The organism is Mangrovitalea sediminis (assembly GCF_002514725.1).
GTDB classification, from domain to species: domain Bacteria; phylum Pseudomonadota; class Gammaproteobacteria; order Pseudomonadales; family Oleiphilaceae; genus Mangrovitalea; species Mangrovitalea sediminis.
Map to the genome: position 1 here is coordinate 180109 of NZ_NTLB01000001.1, position 20637 is coordinate 200745.

21 protein-coding genes are annotated in these 20637 nt (G+C 61.0%); 14 read left to right on the forward strand and 7 right to left on the reverse strand.

The window, feature by feature from the left end; genetic code table 11:
• Nucleotides 1-21: 21 nt before the first annotated feature.
• Together urtB and urtA are read right to left on the reverse strand one after the other, a co-directional pair.
• The gene (gene urtB, locus CLR77_RS00900; protein ID WP_097458711.1) at nt 22-1641 is read right to left on the reverse strand and encodes an urea ABC transporter permease subunit UrtB; all 1620 of its coding nucleotides are present in this window, start codon (nt 1639-1641) and stop codon (nt 22-24) included.
• Between the two features lie 81 nt (nt 1642-1722).
• Nucleotides 1723-3027, reverse strand: a complete 1305-nt coding sequence (gene urtA, locus CLR77_RS00905) for an urea ABC transporter substrate-binding protein (RefSeq protein ID WP_097458712.1) — start codon at nt 3025-3027, stop codon at nt 1723-1725.
• Nucleotides 3028-3469: 442 nt separating this feature from the next.
• Between urtA and CLR77_RS00910 the strand changes: the two genes are divergently transcribed.
• From CLR77_RS00910 to CLR77_RS00945, 8 genes are all read left to right on the forward strand, one after another.
• Nucleotides 3470-4342, forward strand: a complete 873-nt coding sequence (locus CLR77_RS00910) for an urease accessory protein UreD (protein WP_158227091.1) — start codon at nt 3470-3472, stop codon at nt 4340-4342.
• 16 nt (nt 4343-4358) lie between these two features.
• Nucleotides 4359-4661: an urease subunit gamma gene (gene ureA, locus CLR77_RS00915; RefSeq protein WP_097458714.1), complete on the forward strand. Its 303-nt coding sequence runs from the start codon at nt 4359-4361 to the stop codon at nt 4659-4661.
• 25 nt (nt 4662-4686) lie between these two features.
• Nucleotides 4687-4992 carry an urease subunit beta gene (locus tag CLR77_RS00920; protein WP_097458715.1) on the forward strand — a complete coding sequence of 102 codons (306 nt, stop codon included), beginning with the start codon at nt 4687-4689 and terminating at the stop codon, nt 4990-4992.
• A 25-nt stretch (nt 4993-5017) separates the two neighbouring features.
• Nucleotides 5018-6721 carry an urease subunit alpha gene (gene ureC / locus CLR77_RS00925; protein ID WP_097458716.1) on the forward strand — a complete coding sequence of 568 codons (1704 nt, stop codon included), beginning with the start codon at nt 5018-5020 and terminating at the stop codon, nt 6719-6721.
• 182 nt (nt 6722-6903) lie between these two features.
• Complete coding sequence (gene ureE, locus CLR77_RS00930; RefSeq protein ID WP_097458717.1) at nt 6904-7368, forward strand: urease accessory protein UreE; 465 nt, start codon at nt 6904-6906, stop codon at nt 7366-7368.
• The gene (locus CLR77_RS00935; RefSeq protein ID WP_097458718.1) at nt 7331-8044 is read left to right on the forward strand and encodes an urease accessory protein UreF; all 714 of its coding nucleotides are present in this window, start codon (nt 7331-7333) and stop codon (nt 8042-8044) included. Before ureE ends, CLR77_RS00935 begins: the two co-directional genes overlap by 38 nt.
• 46 nt (nt 8045-8090) lie before the next feature.
• Complete coding sequence (ureG, locus tag CLR77_RS00940) at nt 8091-8714, forward strand: urease accessory protein UreG (RefSeq protein ID WP_097458719.1); 624 nt, start codon at nt 8091-8093, stop codon at nt 8712-8714.
• Between the two features lie 32 nt (nt 8715-8746).
• Entirely contained in the window at nt 8747-9334 is a 588-nt protein-coding gene (locus tag CLR77_RS00945; RefSeq protein WP_097458720.1) for a HupE/UreJ family protein, read from the forward strand.
• Between the two features lie 106 nt (nt 9335-9440).
• Here the strand turns inward: CLR77_RS00945 and CLR77_RS00950 are convergent, their stop codons facing one another.
• From CLR77_RS00950 to CLR77_RS00965, 4 genes are all read right to left on the reverse strand, one after another.
• Nucleotides 9441-10034: an MPN domain-containing protein gene (locus CLR77_RS00950; protein ID WP_097458721.1), complete on the reverse strand. Its 594-nt coding sequence runs from the start codon at nt 10032-10034 to the stop codon at nt 9441-9443.
• 29 nt (nt 10035-10063) lie between these two features.
• On the reverse strand, nt 10064-10666 hold the full coding sequence (locus CLR77_RS00955; protein ID WP_097458722.1) for an FMN-binding negative transcriptional regulator: 603 nt from the start codon (nt 10664-10666) through the stop codon (nt 10064-10066).
• Nucleotides 10667-10827: 161 nt separating this feature from the next.
• Nucleotides 10828-11244 carry an alternative ribosome rescue aminoacyl-tRNA hydrolase ArfB gene (arfB, locus tag CLR77_RS00960; protein WP_097458723.1) on the reverse strand — a complete coding sequence of 139 codons (417 nt, stop codon included), beginning with the start codon at nt 11242-11244 and terminating at the stop codon, nt 10828-10830.
• Nucleotides 11231-12085: a TrkA C-terminal domain-containing protein gene (locus CLR77_RS00965; RefSeq protein ID WP_097458724.1), complete on the reverse strand. Its 855-nt coding sequence runs from the start codon at nt 12083-12085 to the stop codon at nt 11231-11233. Before CLR77_RS00965 ends, arfB begins: the two co-directional genes overlap by 14 nt.
• Before the next feature lie 165 nt (nt 12086-12250).
• On the opposite strand from CLR77_RS00965, the gene CLR77_RS00970 reads away from it, so the two are divergent.
• Together CLR77_RS00970 and CLR77_RS00975 are read left to right on the forward strand one after the other, a co-directional pair.
• Complete coding sequence (locus CLR77_RS00970) at nt 12251-12943, forward strand: ABC transporter ATP-binding protein (protein ID WP_097458725.1); 693 nt, start codon at nt 12251-12253, stop codon at nt 12941-12943.
• Nucleotides 12940-13758 (forward strand): ABC transporter permease, encoded by an 819-nt coding sequence (locus tag CLR77_RS00975; RefSeq protein ID WP_097458726.1) that lies wholly within the window; start codon nt 12940-12942, stop codon nt 13756-13758. Before CLR77_RS00970 ends, CLR77_RS00975 begins: the two co-directional genes overlap by 4 nt.
• Here the strand turns inward: CLR77_RS00975 and CLR77_RS00980 are convergent.
• Nucleotides 13750-15201 carry a WS/DGAT/MGAT family O-acyltransferase gene (locus CLR77_RS00980; RefSeq protein WP_097458727.1) on the reverse strand — a complete coding sequence of 484 codons (1452 nt, stop codon included), beginning with the start codon at nt 15199-15201 and terminating at the stop codon, nt 13750-13752. The genes CLR77_RS00975 and CLR77_RS00980 overlap by 9 nt on opposite strands.
• A gap of 419 nt (nt 15202-15620) precedes the next feature.
• On the opposite strand from CLR77_RS00980, the gene arnB reads away from it, so the two are divergent.
• Genes arnB through arnD form a run of 4 tightly spaced genes read left to right on the forward strand, consistent with a single transcriptional unit; the run spans nt 15621 to nt 20623 of the window.
• Nucleotides 15621-16760, forward strand: a complete 1140-nt coding sequence (arnB, locus tag CLR77_RS00985; protein ID WP_198962673.1) for a UDP-4-amino-4-deoxy-L-arabinose aminotransferase — start codon at nt 15621-15623, stop codon at nt 16758-16760.
• Nucleotides 16761-16767: 7 nt separating this feature from the next.
• Complete coding sequence (gene arnC, locus CLR77_RS00990) at nt 16768-17751, forward strand: undecaprenyl-phosphate 4-deoxy-4-formamido-L-arabinose transferase (protein ID WP_097459628.1); 984 nt, start codon at nt 16768-16770, stop codon at nt 17749-17751.
• Entirely contained in the window at nt 17751-19739 is a 1989-nt protein-coding gene (arnA, locus tag CLR77_RS00995; RefSeq protein ID WP_097458729.1) for a bifunctional UDP-4-amino-4-deoxy-L-arabinose formyltransferase/UDP-glucuronic acid oxidase ArnA, read from the forward strand. Before arnC ends, arnA begins: the two co-directional genes overlap by 1 nt.
• Nucleotides 19739-20623, forward strand: coding sequence for a 4-deoxy-4-formamido-L-arabinose-phosphoundecaprenol deformylase (gene arnD / locus CLR77_RS01000; protein ID WP_227519815.1), 885 nt, complete (start codon nt 19739-19741; stop codon nt 20621-20623). Before arnA ends, arnD begins: the two co-directional genes overlap by 1 nt.
• Nucleotides 20624-20637: the final 14 nt, after the last annotated feature.

Below are 20637 nucleotides of genomic sequence, written 5' to 3' on the forward strand. Positions count from 1 at the left end.
AACAGTTCCTTGTGCCATGAGTCAGTCCTCGATCGCCCGGCCCTTGAGCGCGAACAGGCCGCGCGGGCGTTTCTGGATAAACAGGATGATGAACACCAGCACCACGATCTTGGCCAGCACCGCACCGCTGAACGGTTCCAGCAGTTTGTTGGCGATACCCAGTGTCATGGCGCCGAAGAAAGTGCCCATCAGGTTACCGACGCCACCGAACACCACGACCATGAAGGAGTCGACGATGTAGTCCTGCCCCAGGTTGGGACCGACATTGGTGAGCTGGCTGAGTGCGACACCGGCGATACCGGCAATGCCCGAGCCGAGACCGAACGTAAGCGCATCCACCCACCCCGCACGGATACCCATGGAGTTGGCCATACGTCGATTCTGGGTCACGGCCCGCATCTGCAGACCGAACTGGGTCTTGCGCAACACCACCGACAACACCAGCAGCACCAGCAACGCAAAGATGATGATGTAGAGACGGTTCCAGGTCAGGCTCAGGGCGCCATTCACGGCAAAGGAGCCCGACATCCAGTCCGGCGTGATCACGCTGCGGTTAAGGGGGCTGAAGATGGTACGGACAGCCTGCTGCAGGGCGAGGCTGACACCGAAAGTCGCCAGCAGTGTTTCCAGCGGCCGGCCGTAGAGATGGCGGATGACCAGCCGTTCCAACAGGACGCCGACCAGGCCGGAGACACAGAAGGCCAGCGGGATGGCGATAAACACCGAATACTCGATCAACCCCGGCCAAATCTGCTGCACCATATAGGTGGTATAGGCGCCCAGCATGATCATCTCGCCGTGGGCCATATTGATGACCCCCATGACGCCGAAGGTAATTGCCAACCCCACAGCCGCGAGCAGCAGCACCGCGCCGAGACTGACGCCGAAGTAAACGTTCTGGAAAATGCCGTTCCACCAGAGGCGGGTGTTGATGCCCTGCAGGGCACTCCAGGCCGCGGCACGGACTTTAGGGTCCTTCTCGCTACCGCCCTTGCCATCAGGACCGACCAGTTGAACCAGGGCATCTTTTACGTCCGGTTCCAGTTGGCCCTCCAGCCCGGCAATGGCCGCCAGGCGCACGGCGGAATCATCCTTCTGCAGGCGAATCAGGTCCTGTGCCAGGACCAGCACCCGATGCACTTTCGGTGAAGTCTCGCGTTCCAGCGCCTTGCCGATACGCGGCATGTCGTCCGGTTCAGGATCGTCAAGCATCTGCCGCGCAGCCTTCAGCCGAAGGCCTTCGTCCGGGCTGCTCAATTCGAGACCGGCGAGATGATCGCGCAGGATGCCGCGCAGATAGTTGTTCACCACCACCCGGTGGAAGGAGAACGGGTCCATGCCTTCGGCTTGCTTACCGGTCAGCACACTCGTGAACTGCCGTTCGCCGTTCTTTTCGCTTTCGAGATAGGGCTGGCTGTTATCTTCGTTGTAGAACAACTGGCCGCCCATCATGGCCTTGAAAATGGTAAGCACCCGCGGATCATTGATCTTGGCGAGTGCCTCTATTGTCTGTTGTTTGGTATTGAAATCGCGGCTCTTGAGCTGAGTGGCCAACGTCGTGAAATCGTCGCTCCAGGCACTGGCCGCGGCGGTGCTGAGGATTACGCCCAGCAGAAGCGCCAACCATCCTCGATTGTTCATGTGGAACTCCTTGGTACACCGGAAATCGTGCTCAGGGCGTCACCGGCGCCGGGGCTTGCCCGGGCCGGTGACTAAAGGTCGTTATTTCTTTTTCTCGCCGGTGCACTTGCCGGTTTTGACGTTGAAGTGGCCACACTCCATCGGCGCACGCCAGTCTGCGATCAGGTCTTTGCTGCCGGGCAGGTAATCGGACCAGGCATCGCCGGCCACTTCACCACGGGTCTGCCAGACCACGCTGAACTGGCCGTCAGACTGGATCTCACCGATCTGAACCGGCTTGGTGATCATGTGGTTCGGCATCATGGTCGCGTAGCCGCCGGACAGGTTCGGCACGGTGATACCGATCAGCGCCTTGCGAACCGCATCGGGATCGGTGGTACCGGCCTTCTGAACCGCTTTCACCCACATATGGAAACCGATGTAGGTGGCTTCCATCGGGTCATTGGTAACGCGCTTGTCGTTACCGATGTACTTGTGCCATTCCTTGATGAACTTCTCGTTGGCGCGGGTATCGTCGCTCATGAAGTAGTTCCAGGCAGCCAGGTGGCCGACCAGCGGCTTGGTATCCATGCCGGACAGTTCCTGCTCACCCACGGAGAAGGCCACGACCGGAATGTCTTCCGCCTTGATACCCTGGTTCGCCAGTTCCTTATAGAACGGCACGTTGGCGTCGCCGTTGATGGTGGAAACCACCGCCGTCTTTTCGCCCTGGGAACCGAACTTCTTCACTTCGCTGACGATGGTCTGCCAGTCGGAGTAACCGAAGGGGGTGTACTTGACCATGATGTCCGACGACTTGATGCCCTTGGACTTCAGGTAGGCCTCGAGAATTTTGTTGGTGGTGCGGGGATAAACGTAATCGGTGCCGATCAGTGCAAAACGCTTAACGCTGCCGCCTTCTTTGCTCAGCAGGTAGTTGATGGCGGGAATCGCCTGCTGGTTCGGGGTAGCACCGGTGTAAAAGACGTTCTTGGAGGATTCCTCACCTTCCCACTGGACCGGGTAAAACAGGATACCGTCGTCATGCTCGACCACCGGCAAAACGGACTTCCGCGATACGGAGGTCCAGCAACCGAAGATGGCCGACACTTTGTCCTTCTCCAGCAACTCCTTGGCTTTCTCTGCAAACAGCGGCCAGTTGGAGGCGGGGTCCACGACAACGGGTTCAATCTTCTTGCCCAGCAGACCGCCCTTCGCGTTCTGCTCCTTAATCAACATCAGGACGGTATCCTTCAGGGTCGATTCGGAAATTGCCATCGTCCCCGACAACGAATGCAGCACGCCAACCTTGATAACGCCGGCAGCCATTGCCTGCACTGACGCTAAAGATGCCGTCAGCGCCATGGCCATCAAGCCAGCTTTAAGCCCTTTTTTCATCGTTTTCATCCTATTCGCTTCCTTCTTGTGAGCGGATTGAGCATCCGTCATCGCCGAGTGCAGCGGGCATTCCAACGGCTTTTTTAGGATTCAAAAACAATGAGTTAACAAAAATTAATGACATTGATGACAATGTCAGGCGCCATTCCGGAGCACCACACTGGAGCGCGCGGCCTCGCGACTGCACCATCCCGACAATCCGGCCCGCACCAAATGCGCGCAACCAGATAACCCACATCAAGACACGCGCACCATCGTCGGGCGCCGGGGCGACTTTTTTCTCCCTCAAAATCGACCTCAATGCCGCTGCACGTCCCAAAAACGCGCATCCCGTCATACCTCCGGCAAGCTGGCACGACCTTCGCAATATGTATGCGAAAAGGTTGGGGATAAGCCTCATCAGCCACGGATACCCCAAACCGGGCCGACGTTGAAAAGCAAGGGAGACGGCGTGACGGACACGACATTGGCGACATGCCCCAAAACGGCCCCCCGGGAATGGCCGGCGTCCCTGACGCTTGCCTTGAGGCGGGACGGTGAGCGCACCGTCCTGGCGCGCAACCGGCATCAGGGCCCCTTACGCGTACAGCGCCCCTTTCATCCGGAGGGGCCCGGTTGCTGCCACCTTTATCTCCTGCATCCCCCCGGCGGATTGGTGTCGGGGGACAGGATCGACATCGATCTCGATGCCGGGCACGGCAGCCACGGCGTTGTGACAACCCCTTCCTCCGGCAAGGTCTATCGGGCAGCACCAACGGGCGAGGCCCAGACTCAGGCCACCCGCTTATCCATCGCGGACGGTGCGCGGCTCGAATGGCTGCCGCAGGACACCATCGTGTTCGATAACGCCCGCGGCGTGATGTCGCTGGACATCGACATACAGGGCTCCGGCCGTTTTCTGGGCTGGGAAATGGTGTGCCTGGGACGTGCCGCCGGGCAACATCCTTTCCGCAGCGGCTCCCTGACACAACGGCTCAGTATCCGGCGCAACGGCAGACCCTGGCTGATCGAGCGCACACCGATTCATGCGGACAGTAGTGCCATCTCCGCACCCTGGGGCTTGGACGGCAAACCCGCCCTGGCAACGCTGGCCGGTACCCTGACCCACCTGAACGACTCTGAGCAGCGCGAACTCCTGGCCGAGGTGCGTGAACAACTCGGTGGCTGGTCTGCCGGTGCTACTGTCACCCGCGACCTGCTCCTGGTCCGCCTGCTCCATTCCGATGCCGAAGCGCTGCGTCATGTTTTACAGCGACTCTGGCAACACCTGCGACCCGCCCTGATGAACTGCGCGCCAAGCCTGCCGCGCATCTGGGCGACCTGAGAACGACGAGGTCCACATGGAACTGACGCCAAGGGAAAAAGACAAGCTGCTGATCTTTACCGCCGCCCTGCTCGCCGAACGGCGCAAGGAGCGCGGGCTGAAGCTCAACTACCCGGAGGCCATGGCCTTCCTCAGCGCCGCCATCATGGAAGGTGCCCGTGACGGACGCACCGTCGCCGACCTGATGGATTACGGCCGCACCCTGCTGCGCCGTGACGAGGTCATGGAGGGTATCGCCGAGATGATTCCGGAGGTCCAGGTGGAAGCCACCTTCCCTGACGGTACCAAACTGGTCACCGTCCACAACCCGATCCCCTAACCGCGACGACCGCAAGGAGAACCCCATGATTCCTGGTGAAATCGACGTCGTCGACGGCGAACTGGAACTCAACGAAGGCCTGCCCACCGTTACCATCACCGTCGCCAATACCGGCGACCGTCCCGTGCAGGTCGGCTCCCACTATCACTTCAGCGAAACCAACCCCGCCCTGGATTTTGACCGCGACCAGGCCCGAGGCTTTCGCCTCAACATCGCCGCCGGCACGGCCGTGCGCTTCGAACCGGGCCAGACCCGGACGGTGGAACTGGTGGCCTTTGCCGGTGAGCGCAAGGTGTACGGCTTCCGCGGTGAGGTGATGGGCTCGCTCTGAGCCCCCAACGAATAAGGACAGCGCAATGGCAAAGCAAAGCAGACAGGCCTACGCGGATATGTTCGGCCCCACCGTGGGCGACCGCGTGCGGCTTGGCGATACCGAACTCTGGATCAAGGTGGAACAGGATTACGCCCGCTACGGTAACGAGGTGAAATTCGGCGGCGGCAAGGTCATCCGCGACGGTATGGGCCAGAGCCAACGTCCCAGTGCCGAGACGGCGGACACCGTGATCACCAACGCCCTGATCCTGGATTACTGGGGCATCGTCAAGGCGGACATCGGGCTCAAGAACGGCCGAATCTGGAAGATCGGCAAGGCCGGCAACCCGGACATCCAGGATGCCATCGATATCATCATCGGCCCGGGCACGGAGATCATTGCCGGTGAAGGCCTGATCGCCACCGCCGGCGGCATCGACGCCCACATCCATTTCATCTGCCCGCAGCAGATCGACGAGGCGTTGATGTCCGGCATCACCACCATGCTCGGCGGCGGCACCGGGCCGGCCACCGGCACCAACGCCACCACCTGCACACCCGGCCCCTGGCATATCGCCCGCATGCTGCAGGCTTCCGAAGCCTTCCCCATGAACCTGGGCTTTCTGGGCAAGGGCAATGCCAGCCTGCCCGAGGCGCTGCACGAACAGCTCTATGCCGGCGCCATGGGCCTCAAACTGCATGAAGACTGGGGCACCACACCCGCGGCGATCGACAATTGCCTGACCGTCGCCGACGCGTTCGATGTCCAGGTCGCGATCCATACCGACACCCTGAACGAGTCCGGCTTCGTCGAAGACACCCTGGCCGCCTTCAAGGGCCGCACCATTCACACCTATCACACTGAAGGTGCCGGCGGCGGCCATGCGCCGGATATCATCAAGGCCTGCGGCTCGTCGAACGTCCTGCCGTCCTCGACCAATCCCACTCGGCCGTACACCATCAACACCATCGACGAACACCTCGACATGCTGATGGTCTGCCACCACCTGGATCCGGATATTCCCGAAGACGTGGCGTTCGCCGACTCTCGTATCCGCAAGGAAACCATCGCCGCCGAGGATATCCTGCACGACCTGGGCGCCTTCAGCATGATCTCCTCCGACTCCCAGGCCATGGGCCGCGTCGGCGAAGTCATCACCCGCACCTGGCAGACCGCCCATAAGATGAAGGTGCAGCGCGGCAGCCTGCCGGAGGACGATGCGTCCTGCGATAACTTCCGCGCCCGCCGCTACATCGCCAAGTACACCATCAACCCGGCCGTCGCCCACGGCATTGCCCATGAAGTGGGTTCGCTGGAAGTTGGCAAGCTGGCCGACATCGTCCTTTGGCGCCCGGCCTTCTTCGCCACCAAACCGGCCATGATCATCAAGGGCGGCGCCATCGCGGCCGCGCCCATGGGCGACCCCAACGCCTCGATCCCGACCCCGCAGCCCGTGCACTATCGCCCCATGTTCGGCAGCTTCGGGCCGGCCTGCCAGGCGACCCGCGTTACCTTCGTCAGCCAGGCGTTCCTCGACCATGGCGACCCGGCTGCACTGCGTCTGCACTCGCCGCTGGTCGCCTGCAAGAACACCCGCAACATCGGCAAGAAGGACATGCGGCTGAATGACTGGCAGCCCACCATCGACGTGGACCCGCAAACCTATGAGGTGCGGGCGAACGGGGAGCTTCTGGTGTGTGAGCCCGCCACGGAATTACCGCTGGCCCAACGGTATTTCCTGTTCTAGCAGGACGACAACGTCCTGCGTCACCTTTGGCGGAATAGGGAGGAGGAGCACACGGAAAGACTTGAAGCGAAAGTGCAACCGCCCCTCTCCCCAACCCCTCTCCCGCGAGGGGAGAGGGGTTGGGGAGAAGGGAGCGAACGCCCCAGGAAACCCTGTGGGAATGACGTACTGAGGACATAACCATGCTGGAACTGATTGAGAAGCTGGATCACAGCCACGAAGCCCCGGCAGACGACCTTCGCCTGCCCTTCGACCTGCGCAAGCGTGGTCGCTTCAAGGCATTGACCGAGGGCGGTCGTGATGTCGGCCTTTTCCTGGAGCGGGGGAAGGTCCTGGTCAGCGGCGACCTGATCCGGGCCAGGAGCGGCGAAATCATCCGCATTATCTCCGCCCCCGAGGATGTCGTTACCGCCTACTGCCCTGCCGGTGCCGGCGACCTCACCTTTGCCCGCATCTGCTATCACCTGGGCAACCGCCATGTACCGCTGCAGATCGGTCCGGGATGGGTGCGGTTCCAACCGGATCATGTATTGGAAGAACTCGTCACCCGCTACGGCCTGCAGGTCGAACGCGAGCTGGCGCCCTTCGAACCGGAACAGGGAGCCTACCATGAGCACAGCGCTCACGGCGGCCATCACCACCACTGACACCGGCCTCGACGAACTGGCCCTGGTGCGCCTGCTGCACCTGGTCAGTCCGGCGTTGCCGATAGGGGCTTTCGCCTGGTCGCAGGGGTTGGAGTCGGTAATCGACAACGGCGTGGCGACCGATGCCGACAGCATCGAGCGCTGGGTCGGCGGAATCCTGCGTCATAACCTGACGCATCTCGACCTGCCGCTCCTGCTGCGCCTGCACTGTTGTGCGCTGCATCAGGATGTCGCGGCGCTGGAATACTGGAACGACTACGCCCTCGCCAGCCGAGAAACCCACGAGCTTTATCAGGAAGACACCCAATTGGGACGTGCACTCTGGCAACTGCTGAAGCGCCTGGAAATCAGGACACACTGGACCGGCACCGACGAGCCCATCAGCTTGCTCACCACCTTCGCCGAAGCGGCCGTGCATGCCCGGGTACCCGCCCGGGCCACCGCCATCGGCTGGCTCTGGAGCTGGCTGGAAAACCAGATGGCCGTCGCCTGCAAGGCCCTGCCTCTGGGCCAGACGGACGCCCAGCGCATCCTTCAGCACCTGATGCCTGAAGTACCTGCCTGCATCGAGAGGGCGGCGGCCCTGAACGACGACGAGCTGGGGGCCTCCTATCCGGGCTTTGCCATCGTCTGCAGCAATCACGAAACCCAATATTCAAGACTATTCAGGTCTTAGGAAGAAACGCGATGACGCCAAGACCTCACAACAAGAGGAAGCCTGCATGAACCCGAGCCAAACCCTGAGAGTCGGCATCGGCGGCCCCGTCGGTTCCGGCAAAACGGCACTGACCCTGGCCCTCTGCCGTGCCCTGCGCGACCGCTACAACCTCGCGGTGGTCACCAACGACATCTATACCGAGGAAGACGCCCAATTCCTGACCCGTAACGAGGCGTTGGAAGCGGACCGCATTATCGGTGTCGAAACCGGCGGCTGTCCCCACACGGCCATCCGCGAGGACGCGTCCATGAACCTTGCCGCCATCGACGAACTGCACCGGCGCCACGAGGGACTCGAACTGGTCCTGGTGGAAAGTGGCGGCGACAATCTCAGCGCCACCTTCAGCCCCGAACTGTCCGATCTGACGCTCTACGTCATCGATGTTTCCGCCGGCGACAAGATTCCCCGCAAGGGCGGCCCGGGCATCACAAAATCCGACCTGCTGATCATCAACAAGACCGACCTGGCCCCCTTGGTCGGTGCCTCCCTGGAGGTCATGGATACCGACGCACGGCGCATGCGCGGAGAAAAGCCATTCGTGTTTACCAACCTGAAAAGCGGCGACGGCCTGCGGGACGTCATTGAATTCATCATCAATCAGGGCATGCTGGCCAGACCCGCCGCCTGACGCCCCAGCGCCCACCCTATAAGGAGATTCCCATGCGCAAATCACTGGTTACCGGCCTCAGCGGCCTCGCACTGACCTTGCTGCCACTGGCCGCATCCGCACACCCGGGCCATCAGATGACCTACAGCTTCAGTACCGGGTTCGTGCACCCCTTCACCGGCCTCGATCACCTGTTGGCCATGCTGGCGGTGGGCTTTGCGGCCTCCCGCATGGGTCGCCGTGGTATCTGGATGCCGATCGCGTTCATGAGCTGGATGCTGGTGGGTGCCGGCGCGGGGGTGGCCGGTTTTGCCATGCCGGGACTGGAAACCGGCATCGCCCTGTCCGTGCTGATGCTCGGCCTGATCATGATGGCTGCGCGTCAGATGCCGACCCTGCTGGGTGTTGGCCTGACCGCTGCCTTCGCCTTCTTCCACGGCTGCGCCCACGGTAGCGAGATGCCCTCCGGTGCCCATGTCGGGAGCTTCTTCGCCGGCTTCACTATGGCCACCGCGACCCTGCATTTGATCGGGATGGCTGTCGGACGTGCGGCATCGCGCAGCTCTCTGCAGTGGCTCACGCCAGCCGCCGGGCTTGGTACCGTCGGCGCAGGCGCCCTGATGCTACTTGGCCTCGCCTGATCGACAGAGATTCCCCGGAGCCACCAAAACCTTCATCACTCCCGTATAACGGCTCCGGGTTTCCTTGCGTCAGCGTTGGCTGACGCCTTTTTCCTGTTTCGTTCTTTCAGAACATAAAGCCGACACTCAGGCTGTTCGACCAAACGTCGTGATTTCCGGAAAAATGCGTGAATTGGATCATGAAGCCGCCATAACCGGAGTAACCGGCATACCCTCCCGAGTTTCCCGTCCCTAAGACGACACCAATGCCATAGGAAGGCCCGCGGCTAATCAAACTCTTTACATCACAGGTCGTTTTTTCCGTATTACTCCATGGAGGATAGACTTTGTAACAATCCCAGTATGGCGTCACAGATGCCACAGAATAACCGCCAACAACATAGGGACTTACGACGTAGCTGGGAAAAGGCTCGATACGCAGCTGAACATCCGCCTGCGCGTCAGTTCCCTCGTTAAAGGCAGATTGGTCTGGGTTAGTGGCGCCAAGGACGTTGTAACCGGCATCAGTCTGCACGAAAATCGGCCCCAGTACAGGAATAACCACCCCGGCACGTACCAGCCCTGTCAGCCGCCATCCGGGTTCAGTGAAGGAACTACCAACCTGCACCGGCAGAACATGCGTTGAGGCAGCTGTCCCGTCGATAAAGGGCCTTATGGGTGGCTCTGCATGGGCGACGGAGGAAAGGAGAAACAGACCCAATAGAGTTACTTCCCTGTAACACCATCTATTCAACGCACACCTCCCTGCTCCCGCATCATCTTAGCCACTTCGAGCGAGTTCTCATCACCCGCCTTCTCGAGATCCTCAATCACCCGCAGTCGATCCTCAGCAGCCCGGTTCTGGCTCAGTTTGAACTTGCCTTGAATGTCGTCGATATGAATGTGAAGGCCGACAATCCGCGACAGCATGCCCGGCGCATAGTGGGGCGACCAGGGCTCGGCCCGGTGCGCTTCATGGCGGCTCGCCAGGGTGTCCACGAGCCAGCGAAGGTCGGCCGGATCGCGCATCAACTCGACGCGGCCGTAGACGTGAACGGCCGCATAGTTCCAAGTCGGCACACCGGCATTGATGTAAACGGACGGCGAAACATAGGCATGGGGCCCCTGGAAAACCACCAGGGCCCGGTCGTCCTGCTCCAGCATATCCACCTGGGGATTTTCAGCCGCCAGATGGCATAGCAGCCTGCGACCGGGGAAGTCCGCCATGACCGGCACATGGCTGGCCTCGCAGCGCCCGCCCGCATGGCTGATCAGAGTGGCAAAGGAATAACGGTCGACTAGCTGACTCAGACGCTGATGGTCATTCTCGACAAAGTGCTTGGGCTGATACATCCCTGCGCTCCCATGAAGGCCCGATAAAGAAACGCATCATGCCTGTCGTGGAACACCTTTGTCGATATGCGTGGCCCTCGATCCAAACCACCTGGAGCCAGCACCGAATCTTCGCTTTGAATTTGTAGCGGGGACATTCTTTTTAAAGATGGAAAGCCCGTTTATTCCGGCTTCAGGGGCTTACGCAAAGACTTCACTCGCCCTCTCGCTACCTTGGAATCCACACGTTTGCGCCGGGCCGAACGTGACGGTTTGGTGGGCCGACGCGGCGGCGGGGTCTTGAGGACACTCAGCAACAACTCCCGCAACCGCTGTAGCGCATCCTCGCGATTGCGCTCCTGAGTGCGGGCCGTCTGCGCCTTGATAACGATGACCCCTTCCTTGGTAATGCGTTTGTCGCTCAACGCCAGCAATCGTTCCTTGCAGAACGCCGGCAGGGACGAGGCAGGAATATCGAACCGCAGATGCACGGCCGACGACACCTTGTTGACGTTCTGCCCACCGGCACCTTGGGCACGGATGGCACTGAACTCGATGTCCTCTTCGGGAATACTCAGGGTGTCGTTAATCGCGAACATCGGGATCCTTGGTTTTATCCTCAGCGGCCTGGGGCTTTGCCGCTGGGGCGACAGTCTTTTCTTCAGGAGCTGGTTCAGCCAGTGTCGCCGCTTCCTGCTCGGCGACTACCAGCTGCTCCTCCACAGCCTCCCGATGCTCGATATCACCAGTCCATCCCTTGCGCCGCTGATCCACGCGCGCCAGCGCAGACTGGCGACCGTAAAGCAACAGAGTATCATCCGCCTGCAAGGTGGTATCCCCGGACGGGGTGCCGATATAACCCTTGCCCCGCCGACGCAGACCGAGTACCACGATGCCCTCACTGCGTGGACGGGCTTCGGACAGAGTGCGCCCTGCCAGCCAGTCATCCTCTTCCAACACCATCTCGATCAGCCGGTATTCGCCGTCCAGGTGCAACAGGTTGATATAGTCGCGCACGTCCAGATCGGTGATCCGGGCCAATGCGTGGTCCACCAGCACGGACATCCGCTGCCGCAACCAGCGACTGAAAGTAAACCAGATAACCAGCATCAAACCGCCGATAGCCAGCAACAACTTCCACAGCAGGGAACCGGAAGCGGCCTCACCGAAATTGATAAAGGTCAGGATGACAGAAGCGATCACCGAAACGATGCCGGCGTTGCCGAACAGCATCAGCCACATGATGACCCGCCGACGCACAGGGTGATTGACGACCTGCTCCGACTCCTGGGTGGTAAAGCCGGCACCGGTGAATGCGGAGCGAGCCTGAAACCTCGCCGTTTCTAACGAGAGGCCGGTATGCACCAGGACGATGGTGGCGATACGCGTCACCGTTATGGATAACAATAAGACAATAACCAGAGACAGGAGCGGGATCATGGTTGTGCGCACTCTCCAGGGAAGACCCGGATTTCGATAAGAATACCGGCAGGCCGCGGAGGACCGATTCGACGACTGTAAACTGGTATATTACCTGAACCACGACGACCGTTCAGACTGCAGCGATCAAGTATCCTGCCGTTTTCCATATTCCAGGGGAACTCCATGACTCAGCCAGCGCCTTTGCTGGAAGCTACAGATTTGTCCTGCACGATCGCAGGCCGCAATGTCTGGCAGGATCTGCACCTCCAACTCAACGCGGGAGAAGGGGTGGGCGTGACCGGCCCCTCCGGTAGCGGCAAGACCCTGCTTTTAAGGACACTGGTCGGTCTCAACCCCTGGGGAGAGGGGAAGATCCTCTGGCGCGGCGAGCCTATCGCACTCCCGAAGCTGACCGCATTCCGGGCTGACATCATCTACCTGCCGCAGCGCCCCAGCCTGCCCGATGGCTCGGTGGAAACCGCGCTCGCAGCACCCTTTGAGCTGAGCATCCACCGAGACAAGCGTTTTTCCCGGCCGGAGGCACTGGAGTACCTGAAAGCACTGGCGGTGGAAGGCGCCTTCCTGGATCAGGACACCGCCTCCCTTTCCGGGGGCGAAGCCCAGTTGGTATCGCTGGTCAGAGCCATGTTACTGAAACCTTCCGTACTTCTGCTGGACGAGCCCACGGCCTCCCTGGACGGCACGCGAGTGCGGCAGGTCGAGTCACTGCTCAGCAACTGGCTGCACGCAAAGCCGGAAAGAGCCTTTGCTTACATCAGCCACGACCCCGAGCAAATCGAGCGCCTCTGTAGCCGCCACATCCGTATTGGCACGCAAACAGAAACCAGCACCACGCTGGAGGCCATCTCGCCATGACCTCCCACTACCTCAATCTCAGCCTCTGGCAGGTTGGCGGCGCAACCGCGCTGATCCTGACCAATATGGCCATCTCGGTAGCCCTTCGACTGGGACTGGCCCGTACCCTGCTCATCGCCAGCGTGCGCATGATCGTGCAGTTGCTGCTGATCGGCGTGATCCTGCAATACCTCTTCGCCCTGGAACATCCGCTGGCTGTCACCGGCGTCGGGCTGGTGATGGTTCTACTGGCGAGCTTTGCGGCCGTCAACCGCACCCAGCGCCGTTTCCGCGATATCTACTGGCACAGTTTTATCGCCGTGTTCAGTGCGTCCTTCGTTGTCACGGGGCTGGCACTTCTGGGCATCCTGCAGGTGAAACCCTGGTTCAATCCGCAATATGCCATCCCCCTGCTCGGCATGGTGCTGGGCAATGTGTTGACGGGCATTTCCCTGGGGCTGGATCATTTCATGGAAGGTGTGGCGCGGGAACGCGGCCTGATCGAAACTCAACTGGCCCTGGGCGCAACCCGCTGGGAAGCGGCGCACGGCCTGACCAGCGCCAGCCTGAGAACGGGATTGATCCCCACCGTGAACGCCATGATGGTGATGGGCGTCGTCAGCCTGCCCGGCATGATGACCGGACAAATTCTGGCAGGGGCCGCGCCGGCGGCCGCCGTGCGCTACCAGATCGTCATCATGTTTATGATCGCCGCCGCCACGGCATTGGGAACCTTGATGGTGGTCATGCTCGCCTACCGCACCCTGTTCTCTCCCAACCTGCAGCTACGCAGCGACCGGCTGTACAAACGGGAGAAGGCCGGCAAGTCAGTCTGAGGCGGGTTTGCGGGCTCGGGTCCGCCGCTTCGTCGCGGGCTTCTTGGCCGGCGGCACCAGCAACGCCTCCAGCTCTTCCAGGGCTTCACCGGTATAGACCGCCAGCCGCTGCATGCTCGGCAGCGTATTACGGCAACCGGTGTAGCCAAAGTTGAGGGAGCCGTCATAGCTCAGGCAGGTGATATTGAGCGCACCGCCATGGGCAATCAGCGACACCGGGTACATGGCCTCCAGCTTGGCGCCTTCGTAATACAGGGCCTGCTGCGGGCCCGGCACGTTGGAAATAGTGACGTTGAAAACCGGCCGCATACGCCCGCCCAAACCCGACATCAGCTGCAGGATGTAGGGTGACATCAGGAGCATGGTGTACTGGTTAAGTGCACTGCGCGGCAACGTCTGCAGGTGCTCCTTGGCGCGATGGGTGGAGACCTTGATCTGCGCCAGCCGGGTCAGCGGGTCGGCTTGGTTCGTTGCCAGCGAGGCAATCATGAAACTGATGGCCGTACCGGTTCCCTGGTCGTCAGCCGGTCGCACATTGACCGGTATCCCCGCGGTCAGGGGAATGTCCGGCAGATTATCGGACTCCAACAGGAAGCGCCGCAAAGCGGTTCCGCACAGGTACAGGACGACGTCGTTCAGCGACGCCTGGCCGAGCTTCGCCAAACGCTTCAGACGATCCAGGCTGTAATGCTGGGTGGCGAAACGGCGCTGGCCCGTCACCCTGCCATTGAGGATCGAACTTGGCCCGGAGAAAGGCGCTGTCAGCTCGTCATCCGCATGACGGGCCGACTGGATCAGGCGACTCGCCGCATCCCACAGGTGAGGCGCCATATCCATCTGCACCTTAAGGGCGTCCATCGCCTGGGAGAACGCGGCAGGAACGCTGGCTTCGCGATCGGTCTTGTTACCGCGGGTACGCTGGGGGCGCACCGACCAGGGCGGCAGCATGTTGGTTTCGCCGGGATCGGTACTCAACACGCGCTGCATCAGTCGCACACCGCTGATGCCGTCGATCATCGAGTGATGCATCTTGGTATAGAGGGCAAAGCGGTTATTCTCGAGCCCTTCGATGATGTGGCATTCCCACAGCGGCCGGGAAAAATCCAGTGGATTGGAATGCAGCCGGGACACCAGCACACCCAATTCCCGCTCGCTGCCCGGCCGGGGCAACGCCGAATGGCGGACGTGGTAGTCGAGGTCGATCTTATCGTCGACAACCCAGGCTGGTGCCAGCAAGCGACCGAGTTTGCCGGTACGGGCCAAACGGTAACACCAGGGCTCCGCCACCTCGCACTCGGCCTTCATCCGGCTCACCATATCCCGGAGAAATGTCTCCGGGGCACCGTCCGGTAGCGAGAAGATCAGCAAGTTGGCCACATGCATTGGCGTGTCTTCGGATTCAACAGCCAACCAAGAGGCATCCAAGGGTCCCAGGCGTTTCATCAGTCGTCCTTATTCTTGTGGGTCACAGCTCAGCCAGTATACGCATCTGACCGTCAATCCAAAGCACTCGGGTTCAGGTTTGCGAATTCCTCATAACCCATATCAGTAATTCTGCGGATACTCACCGCCTTTGGGGAATCGACAGGGTGTGATAACTGGCCCGGAGCCTGTCGCTCTGGTAGCATGGCGCGCGATCAGGCATGCTGCGTTTACTGTCTCGATAGTCCCAATTCGGACAGACTTGCCGTGTAGCGACCGCGACCTCATTTCGCGCCGTCAACATTGTATTCCATTGCCTGTATAATGGGCGGCCGTCGACGCTGGAACAGGCCGGCAGGCGCGCATAGCCCCTCGCTCCTGGCGGGTGAGCGGTGTTTAAGCGCATCAGGGCACTTTCTCTTTACGAGGCTGGATAGCACATCATGCAGAATTTCTTACCGTTTTCCCGTCCGGCAATGGGCGACGAGGAAATCCAGGCGGTAACCGACGTCCTTCGTTCCGGCTGGATCACCACCGGCCCGAAGAACCAGGAACTGGAAGAGGAATTCTGCCGGACATTTGGCTGCCAACACGCCATTGCCGTCTGCTCGGCCACGGCCGGCATGCACGTTACCCTGATGGCGCTCAATATCGGCCCCGGCGATGAAGTCATCACGCCGTCCCAGACCTGGGTTTCCACCATCAACCTGATCTGCCTGCTGGGCGCAACGCCGGTCTTTGTCGATATCGACCGCGACACCCTGATGACCGACGCCGAGCGCATCGAAGCGGCCATCACAGCGCGGACCAAGGCCATCATCCCGGTACACTATGCCGGTGCACCGGCAGATCTTGACCCGATCCTGGCGCTGGGCGAAAAGCATGGTATTGCGGTGATCGAAGATGCCGCCCACTCCGCCGGCACCCAGTACAAGGGGCGCTGGATCGGCAGCAGCGGGACAGCGATTTTCTCGTTCCATGCCATCAAGAACATGACCTGCGCCGAAGGCGGCATGGTCGTCACCGATGACCTGGCCCTTGCCGACCGGGTCCGCACCCTGAAATTCCACGGCCTGGGCGTCGACGCTTTCGACCGTTTGACGCAGGGTCGCAAACCTCAGGCGGAAGTCGTCGAGCCAGGTTTCAAGTACAACCTGGCCGATATCAACGCCGCCATTGCCCTGGTCCAGCTAAAGCGCCTGCCGAAGCTGAACGCACGCCGTGCCGAACTGGCCGCCGAGTACCAGCAGCGCCTGGCCGGACTTCCCGTGCGCCCACTGGCACTGCCAAGCTACGATCACCTGCACGCCTGGCACCTGTTCATCATCCGCATCGATCCGGAAGAAGCCGGCCTCGACCGCGACGCCTTCATGCAGGCCCTGCAGCAGCGTGGTATCGGTACGGGCATCCACTTCCGGGCTGCACACACCCAAAAATACTACCGCGAGAACTTTCCGGGACAGACACTGCCGAATACCGACTGGAACACAAGTCGCCTCTGCACCATTCCCCTGTTCCCGACCATGACCGCCGAAGATCTCGATCGCGTGGTTACCGCCATCAAGGACATTCTGGACTGACATCGTGCTGAAAGAACCCGATATCAACTTGGTCTCCGTGGTCATCCCCGTATTCAACGAGGAAGCCAGCCTGCCCGAGTTGCTGCGCCGCACCCGCGCCGCTTGCGCCGAACTGAAACAGGATCACGAAATCATCCTGGTCGACGACGGCAGCCGTGACCGTTCCGCCGAGATGCTGCTGGAAGCTGCGGAAGAGCCGGACAGCCATGTCGTCGCCGTGATCCTGAACCGCAACTACGGCCAGCATTCTGCCATCATGGCCGGTTTTGACGAATCCCGCGGCGATCTGGTGATCACCCTGGACGCCGACCTGCAGAATCCACCGGAGGAAATTCCGCGCCTGGTCACGGCGGCCGAAGAGGGTTACGACGTGGTCGGCACCGTTCGCCAGCGCCGGCAGGATTCGCTGTTCCGCAAGCTCTCCTCGCGCCTGATCAACAAGGCGGTCAAGAGCGCCACCGGTGTCGACATGCACGATTACGGTTGCATGCTGCGCGCCTATCGCCGGCATATTATCGACGCCATGCTGTCCTGCCATGAGCGCAGCACCTTTATCCCGATCCTGGCGAACGGCTTTGCCCGCAACGTGATCGAGTTGCCGGTGGCCCATGCGGAACGCTCCCACGGCGAATCGAAATACAGCTTCATGAAGCTGATCAACCTGATGTTCGATCTGGTCACCAGTATGACCACGACGCCGTTGCGGCTGCTCAGCATCGTCGGCAGCATGATTGCCGGTGCCGGCTTCTTCTTCGCCATCCTGATCCTGGTCATGCGTTTGATCCTGGGTCAGGCCTGGGCGGCGCAGGGCGTGTTCACCCTGTTCGCCATCCTGTTCATTTTTGTCGGTGCCCAGTTCATCGGCATGGGTCTGCTCGGAGAGTACATCGGTCGCATGTACAACGACGTCCGGGCGCGTCCGCGCTATTTCGTGCAGAAGGTGACCCGCACCCGTAACCTTTCCTCTCCTCAAACACAGGACAAGCACTGATGAAAGTTGTCGTTTTCGCCTACCACGATATCGGCTGCACCGGTATCGAGGCGCTGCTGGATGCCGGCTTCGAAATCCAGGCGGTGTTCACGCACGTCGATGACCCGAGCGAGAACCGGTTCTTCGATTCGGTTGCGCACCTCTGTGCCGAACGCGGCGTTCCGGTTCAGGCGCCGGAAGACGTCAACCACCCGTTGTGGGTGGAGCGCATCCGCCAAATGGATCCGGATTACATCTTCTCCTTCTACTATCGCAACATGCTGAGCCAGGACGTCCTCGACCTGGCCAAGAAGGGCGCCTTCAACCTGCACGGCTCCCTGCTGCCCCGTTATCGTGGCCGGGCACCGGTGAACTGGGCGCTGGTCAACGGCGAAACCGAAACCGGCGTCACCCTGCACCAGATGACCACCAAGCCCGATGCCGGCGACATCGCCGGTCAGCGTCAGGTGGAGATCGAGGACGCAGACACCGCCCTGACCCTGCATCGCAAACTGCGCCAGGCTGCGCGCGAGCTGATGGACGAACAACTGCCGCTGTTCAAGGCCGGCACCGTCAAGTTGACGCCACAGGACGAGTCCCAGGCCATGTACTTCGGCCGCCGCACCGCCGCAGACGGCGAGCTGCACTGGAACCGTCCGGCACGCGCCCTGTTTAACCTGGTTCGCGCTGTCACCCAGCCCTATCCGGGCGCCTTCTCCTTCGCAGGCGACCGCAAGCTGACCATCTGGGAAGCCAAGGCGCTGTCAGAGCAGAGCGATCAGACTCCGGGCACCATCCTGTCCATCGATCCGCTGAAAGTGGTCTGTGGCGAGGGTGTGCTGGAAATCACCAAAGGCCAGACTGAGACCGGCCTCTTCGTTCGCGGCCCGCAACTGGCGCGGGAAATGGGTCTGGTGGCCGGCATGCGCCTGGGTCCGAAGGCCAGCGCCGCCATCATGGATAAGAAGCGCACCCGCGTGCTGATCCTGGGCATCAACGGTTTTATCGGCAACCACCTGACCGAGTGGCTGTTGCGCGACGACGAGTTCGAAGTCTACGGCATGGACATCGGCTCCGATGCCATCACCCGCTTTATGGGCAACCCCAACTTCCATTTCGTGGAAGGCGACATCAGTATCCACACCGAGTGGATCGAGTATCACATCAAGAAGTGCGACGTGATCCTGCCGCTGGTGGCCATCGCGACGCCGATCGAGTACACCCGTAACCCGCTGCGTGTCTTCGAACTCGATTTCGAGGAAAACCTGAAGATCGTGCGTTACTGCGCGAAGTACAACAAGCGCATCATCTTCCCGTCGACCTCCGAAGTGTACGGCATGTGCGATGACGCCATGTTCGACGAGGACAAGTCTCGCCTGATCGTCGGCCCGATCAACAAGCAACGCTGGATCTACTCGGTTTCCAAGCAGCTGCTGGATCGTGTCATCTGGGCCTACGGCAAGAAAGAAGGTCTCAAGTTCACCCTGTTCCGTCCGTTCAACTGGATGGGACCGCGCCTGGACAGCCTCAACTCCGCCCGTATCGGCAGCTCGCGGGCCATCACCCAGTTGATCCTCAACCTGGTGGAAGGCACGCCCATCAAGCTGGTTGACGGCGGTGCGCAGAAGCGCTGTTTCACCGATATCAACGACGGTATCGAAGCCCTCTACCGGATCGTCAAGAACAAGGACAACCTGTGCGACGGCCAGATCATCAACATCGGTAGCCCGGACAACGAGGCGAGCATCCGTGAACTGGCCGAGCTGTTGTGTGCCAAGTTCGAGGCACATCCGCTGCGCGACCACTTCCCTCCCTTTGCCGGCATGATCGACATCGAGAGCCACAGCTACTACGGCGACGGCTACCAGGACGTCTCCCACCGTCGCCCGAGCGTGCGTAACGCCAAGCGCCTGCTGGACTGGGAACCGACGATCCAGATGGAAGAAACCATCGAGAAGACGTTGGACTTCTTCCTGCGCGGCGCGGTGGAGCAGGAAGAACGTTCATGATCGATGTCGGACTACGTGTCGACGTCGATACTTTCCGGGGGACCCGTGACGGTGTCCCCCGGCTGCTGGAACTCCTCGAGAAGCACGGAGTGACGGCAACGTTCTTCTTTTCTGTCGGGCCTGACAACATGGGGCGCCACCTATGGCGCCTGCTCAAGCCCAAGTTCCTGATCAAGATGCTGCGGTCGAACGCCGCCAGCCTTTATGGCTGGGACATCCTGCTGGCTGGTACGGCCTGGCCAGGTCGTCAGATCGGCCGGCACCTGGGCAGCAAAATGCGGGAAACCGACCAATGCGCCCATGAGATCGGGCTGCATGCCTGGGACCACCACGGCTGGCAGGCCCATACCGAGCATTGGACCCACAAGGAACTGGTCGAACAGATCCGTCTGGGCCTGGACTGCCTGAACGATATCCTGGGCCGGGCGGTAGACTGTTCTGCAGCAGCTGGCTGGCGCGCAGACCAGCGCGTAGTGGATGCCAAGGAGAGCTTTGGCTTCCGCTACAACAGTGACTGCCGAGGCAAGGGTGCATTCCGCCCTATCCGCTCCGATGGACTGCCCGGCACGCCCCAGATTCCGGTGAATCTCCCGACCTTCGATGAAGTGGCGGGCAAAGAGATCACCCCGGACAACTTCAATGACTTCATCCTGACACGCATGACGGCCAGTCCGACGGACAACGTCTACACCATCCATGCCGAAGTCGAAGGCATCGTTATGGCCGATCAGTTTGACGCGTTACTTAGCCGGGCCAGGGAACAGGGCATCCGTTTCTGCCCGTTACGGGAACTGCTTCCCGCCCAAAAGTCGGATCTTCCCGAGGGGCGCCTGATCCGGGGACTGCTCGAAGGCCGGGAAGGCTGGATCGGCTGCAAGGGATAACAGAAACACGAGGA

Bases quoted from the DNA above. Each gene is read 5' to 3' on its own strand.
- urtB (WP_097458711.1), bottom strand. From the start codon at position 1,641: ATGAACAATCGAGGATGGTTGGCGCTTCTGCTGGGCGTAATCCTCAGC.
- CLR77_RS00920 (WP_097458715.1), top strand. From the start codon at position 4,687: ATGATTCCTGGTGAAATCGACGTCGTCGACGGCGAACTGGAACTCAAC.
- CLR77_RS00980 (WP_097458727.1), bottom strand. From the start codon at position 15,201: ATGAAACGCCTGGGACCCTTGGATGCCTCTTGGTTGGCTGTTGAATCC.
- ureG (WP_097458719.1), top strand. From the start codon at position 8,091: ATGAACCCGAGCCAAACCCTGAGAGTCGGCATCGGCGGCCCCGTCGGT.
- ureA (WP_097458714.1), top strand. From the start codon at position 4,359: ATGGAACTGACGCCAAGGGAAAAAGACAAGCTGCTGATCTTTACCGCC.
- CLR77_RS00945 (WP_097458720.1), top strand. From the start codon at position 8,747: ATGCGCAAATCACTGGTTACCGGCCTCAGCGGCCTCGCACTGACCTTG.
- ureE (WP_097458717.1), top strand. From the start codon at position 6,904: ATGCTGGAACTGATTGAGAAGCTGGATCACAGCCACGAAGCCCCGGCA.
- CLR77_RS00975 (WP_097458726.1), top strand. From the start codon at position 12,940: ATGACCTCCCACTACCTCAATCTCAGCCTCTGGCAGGTTGGCGGCGCA.
- CLR77_RS00965 (WP_097458724.1), bottom strand. From the start codon at position 12,085: ATGATCCCGCTCCTGTCTCTGGTTATTGTCTTATTGTTATCCATAACG.
- arnA (WP_097458729.1), top strand. From the start codon at position 17,751: ATGAAAGTTGTCGTTTTCGCCTACCACGATATCGGCTGCACCGGTATC.
- urtA (WP_097458712.1), bottom strand. From the start codon at position 3,027: ATGAAAACGATGAAAAAAGGGCTTAAAGCTGGCTTGATGGCCATGGCG.
- CLR77_RS00970 (WP_097458725.1), top strand. From the start codon at position 12,251: ATGACTCAGCCAGCGCCTTTGCTGGAAGCTACAGATTTGTCCTGCACG.
- CLR77_RS00935 (WP_097458718.1), top strand. From the start codon at position 7,331: ATGAGCACAGCGCTCACGGCGGCCATCACCACCACTGACACCGGCCTC.
- arfB (WP_097458723.1), bottom strand. From the start codon at position 11,244: ATGTTCGCGATTAACGACACCCTGAGTATTCCCGAAGAGGACATCGAG.
- CLR77_RS00955 (WP_097458722.1), bottom strand. From the start codon at position 10,666: ATGTATCAGCCCAAGCACTTTGTCGAGAATGACCATCAGCGTCTGAGT.
- ureC (WP_097458716.1), top strand. From the start codon at position 5,018: ATGGCAAAGCAAAGCAGACAGGCCTACGCGGATATGTTCGGCCCCACC.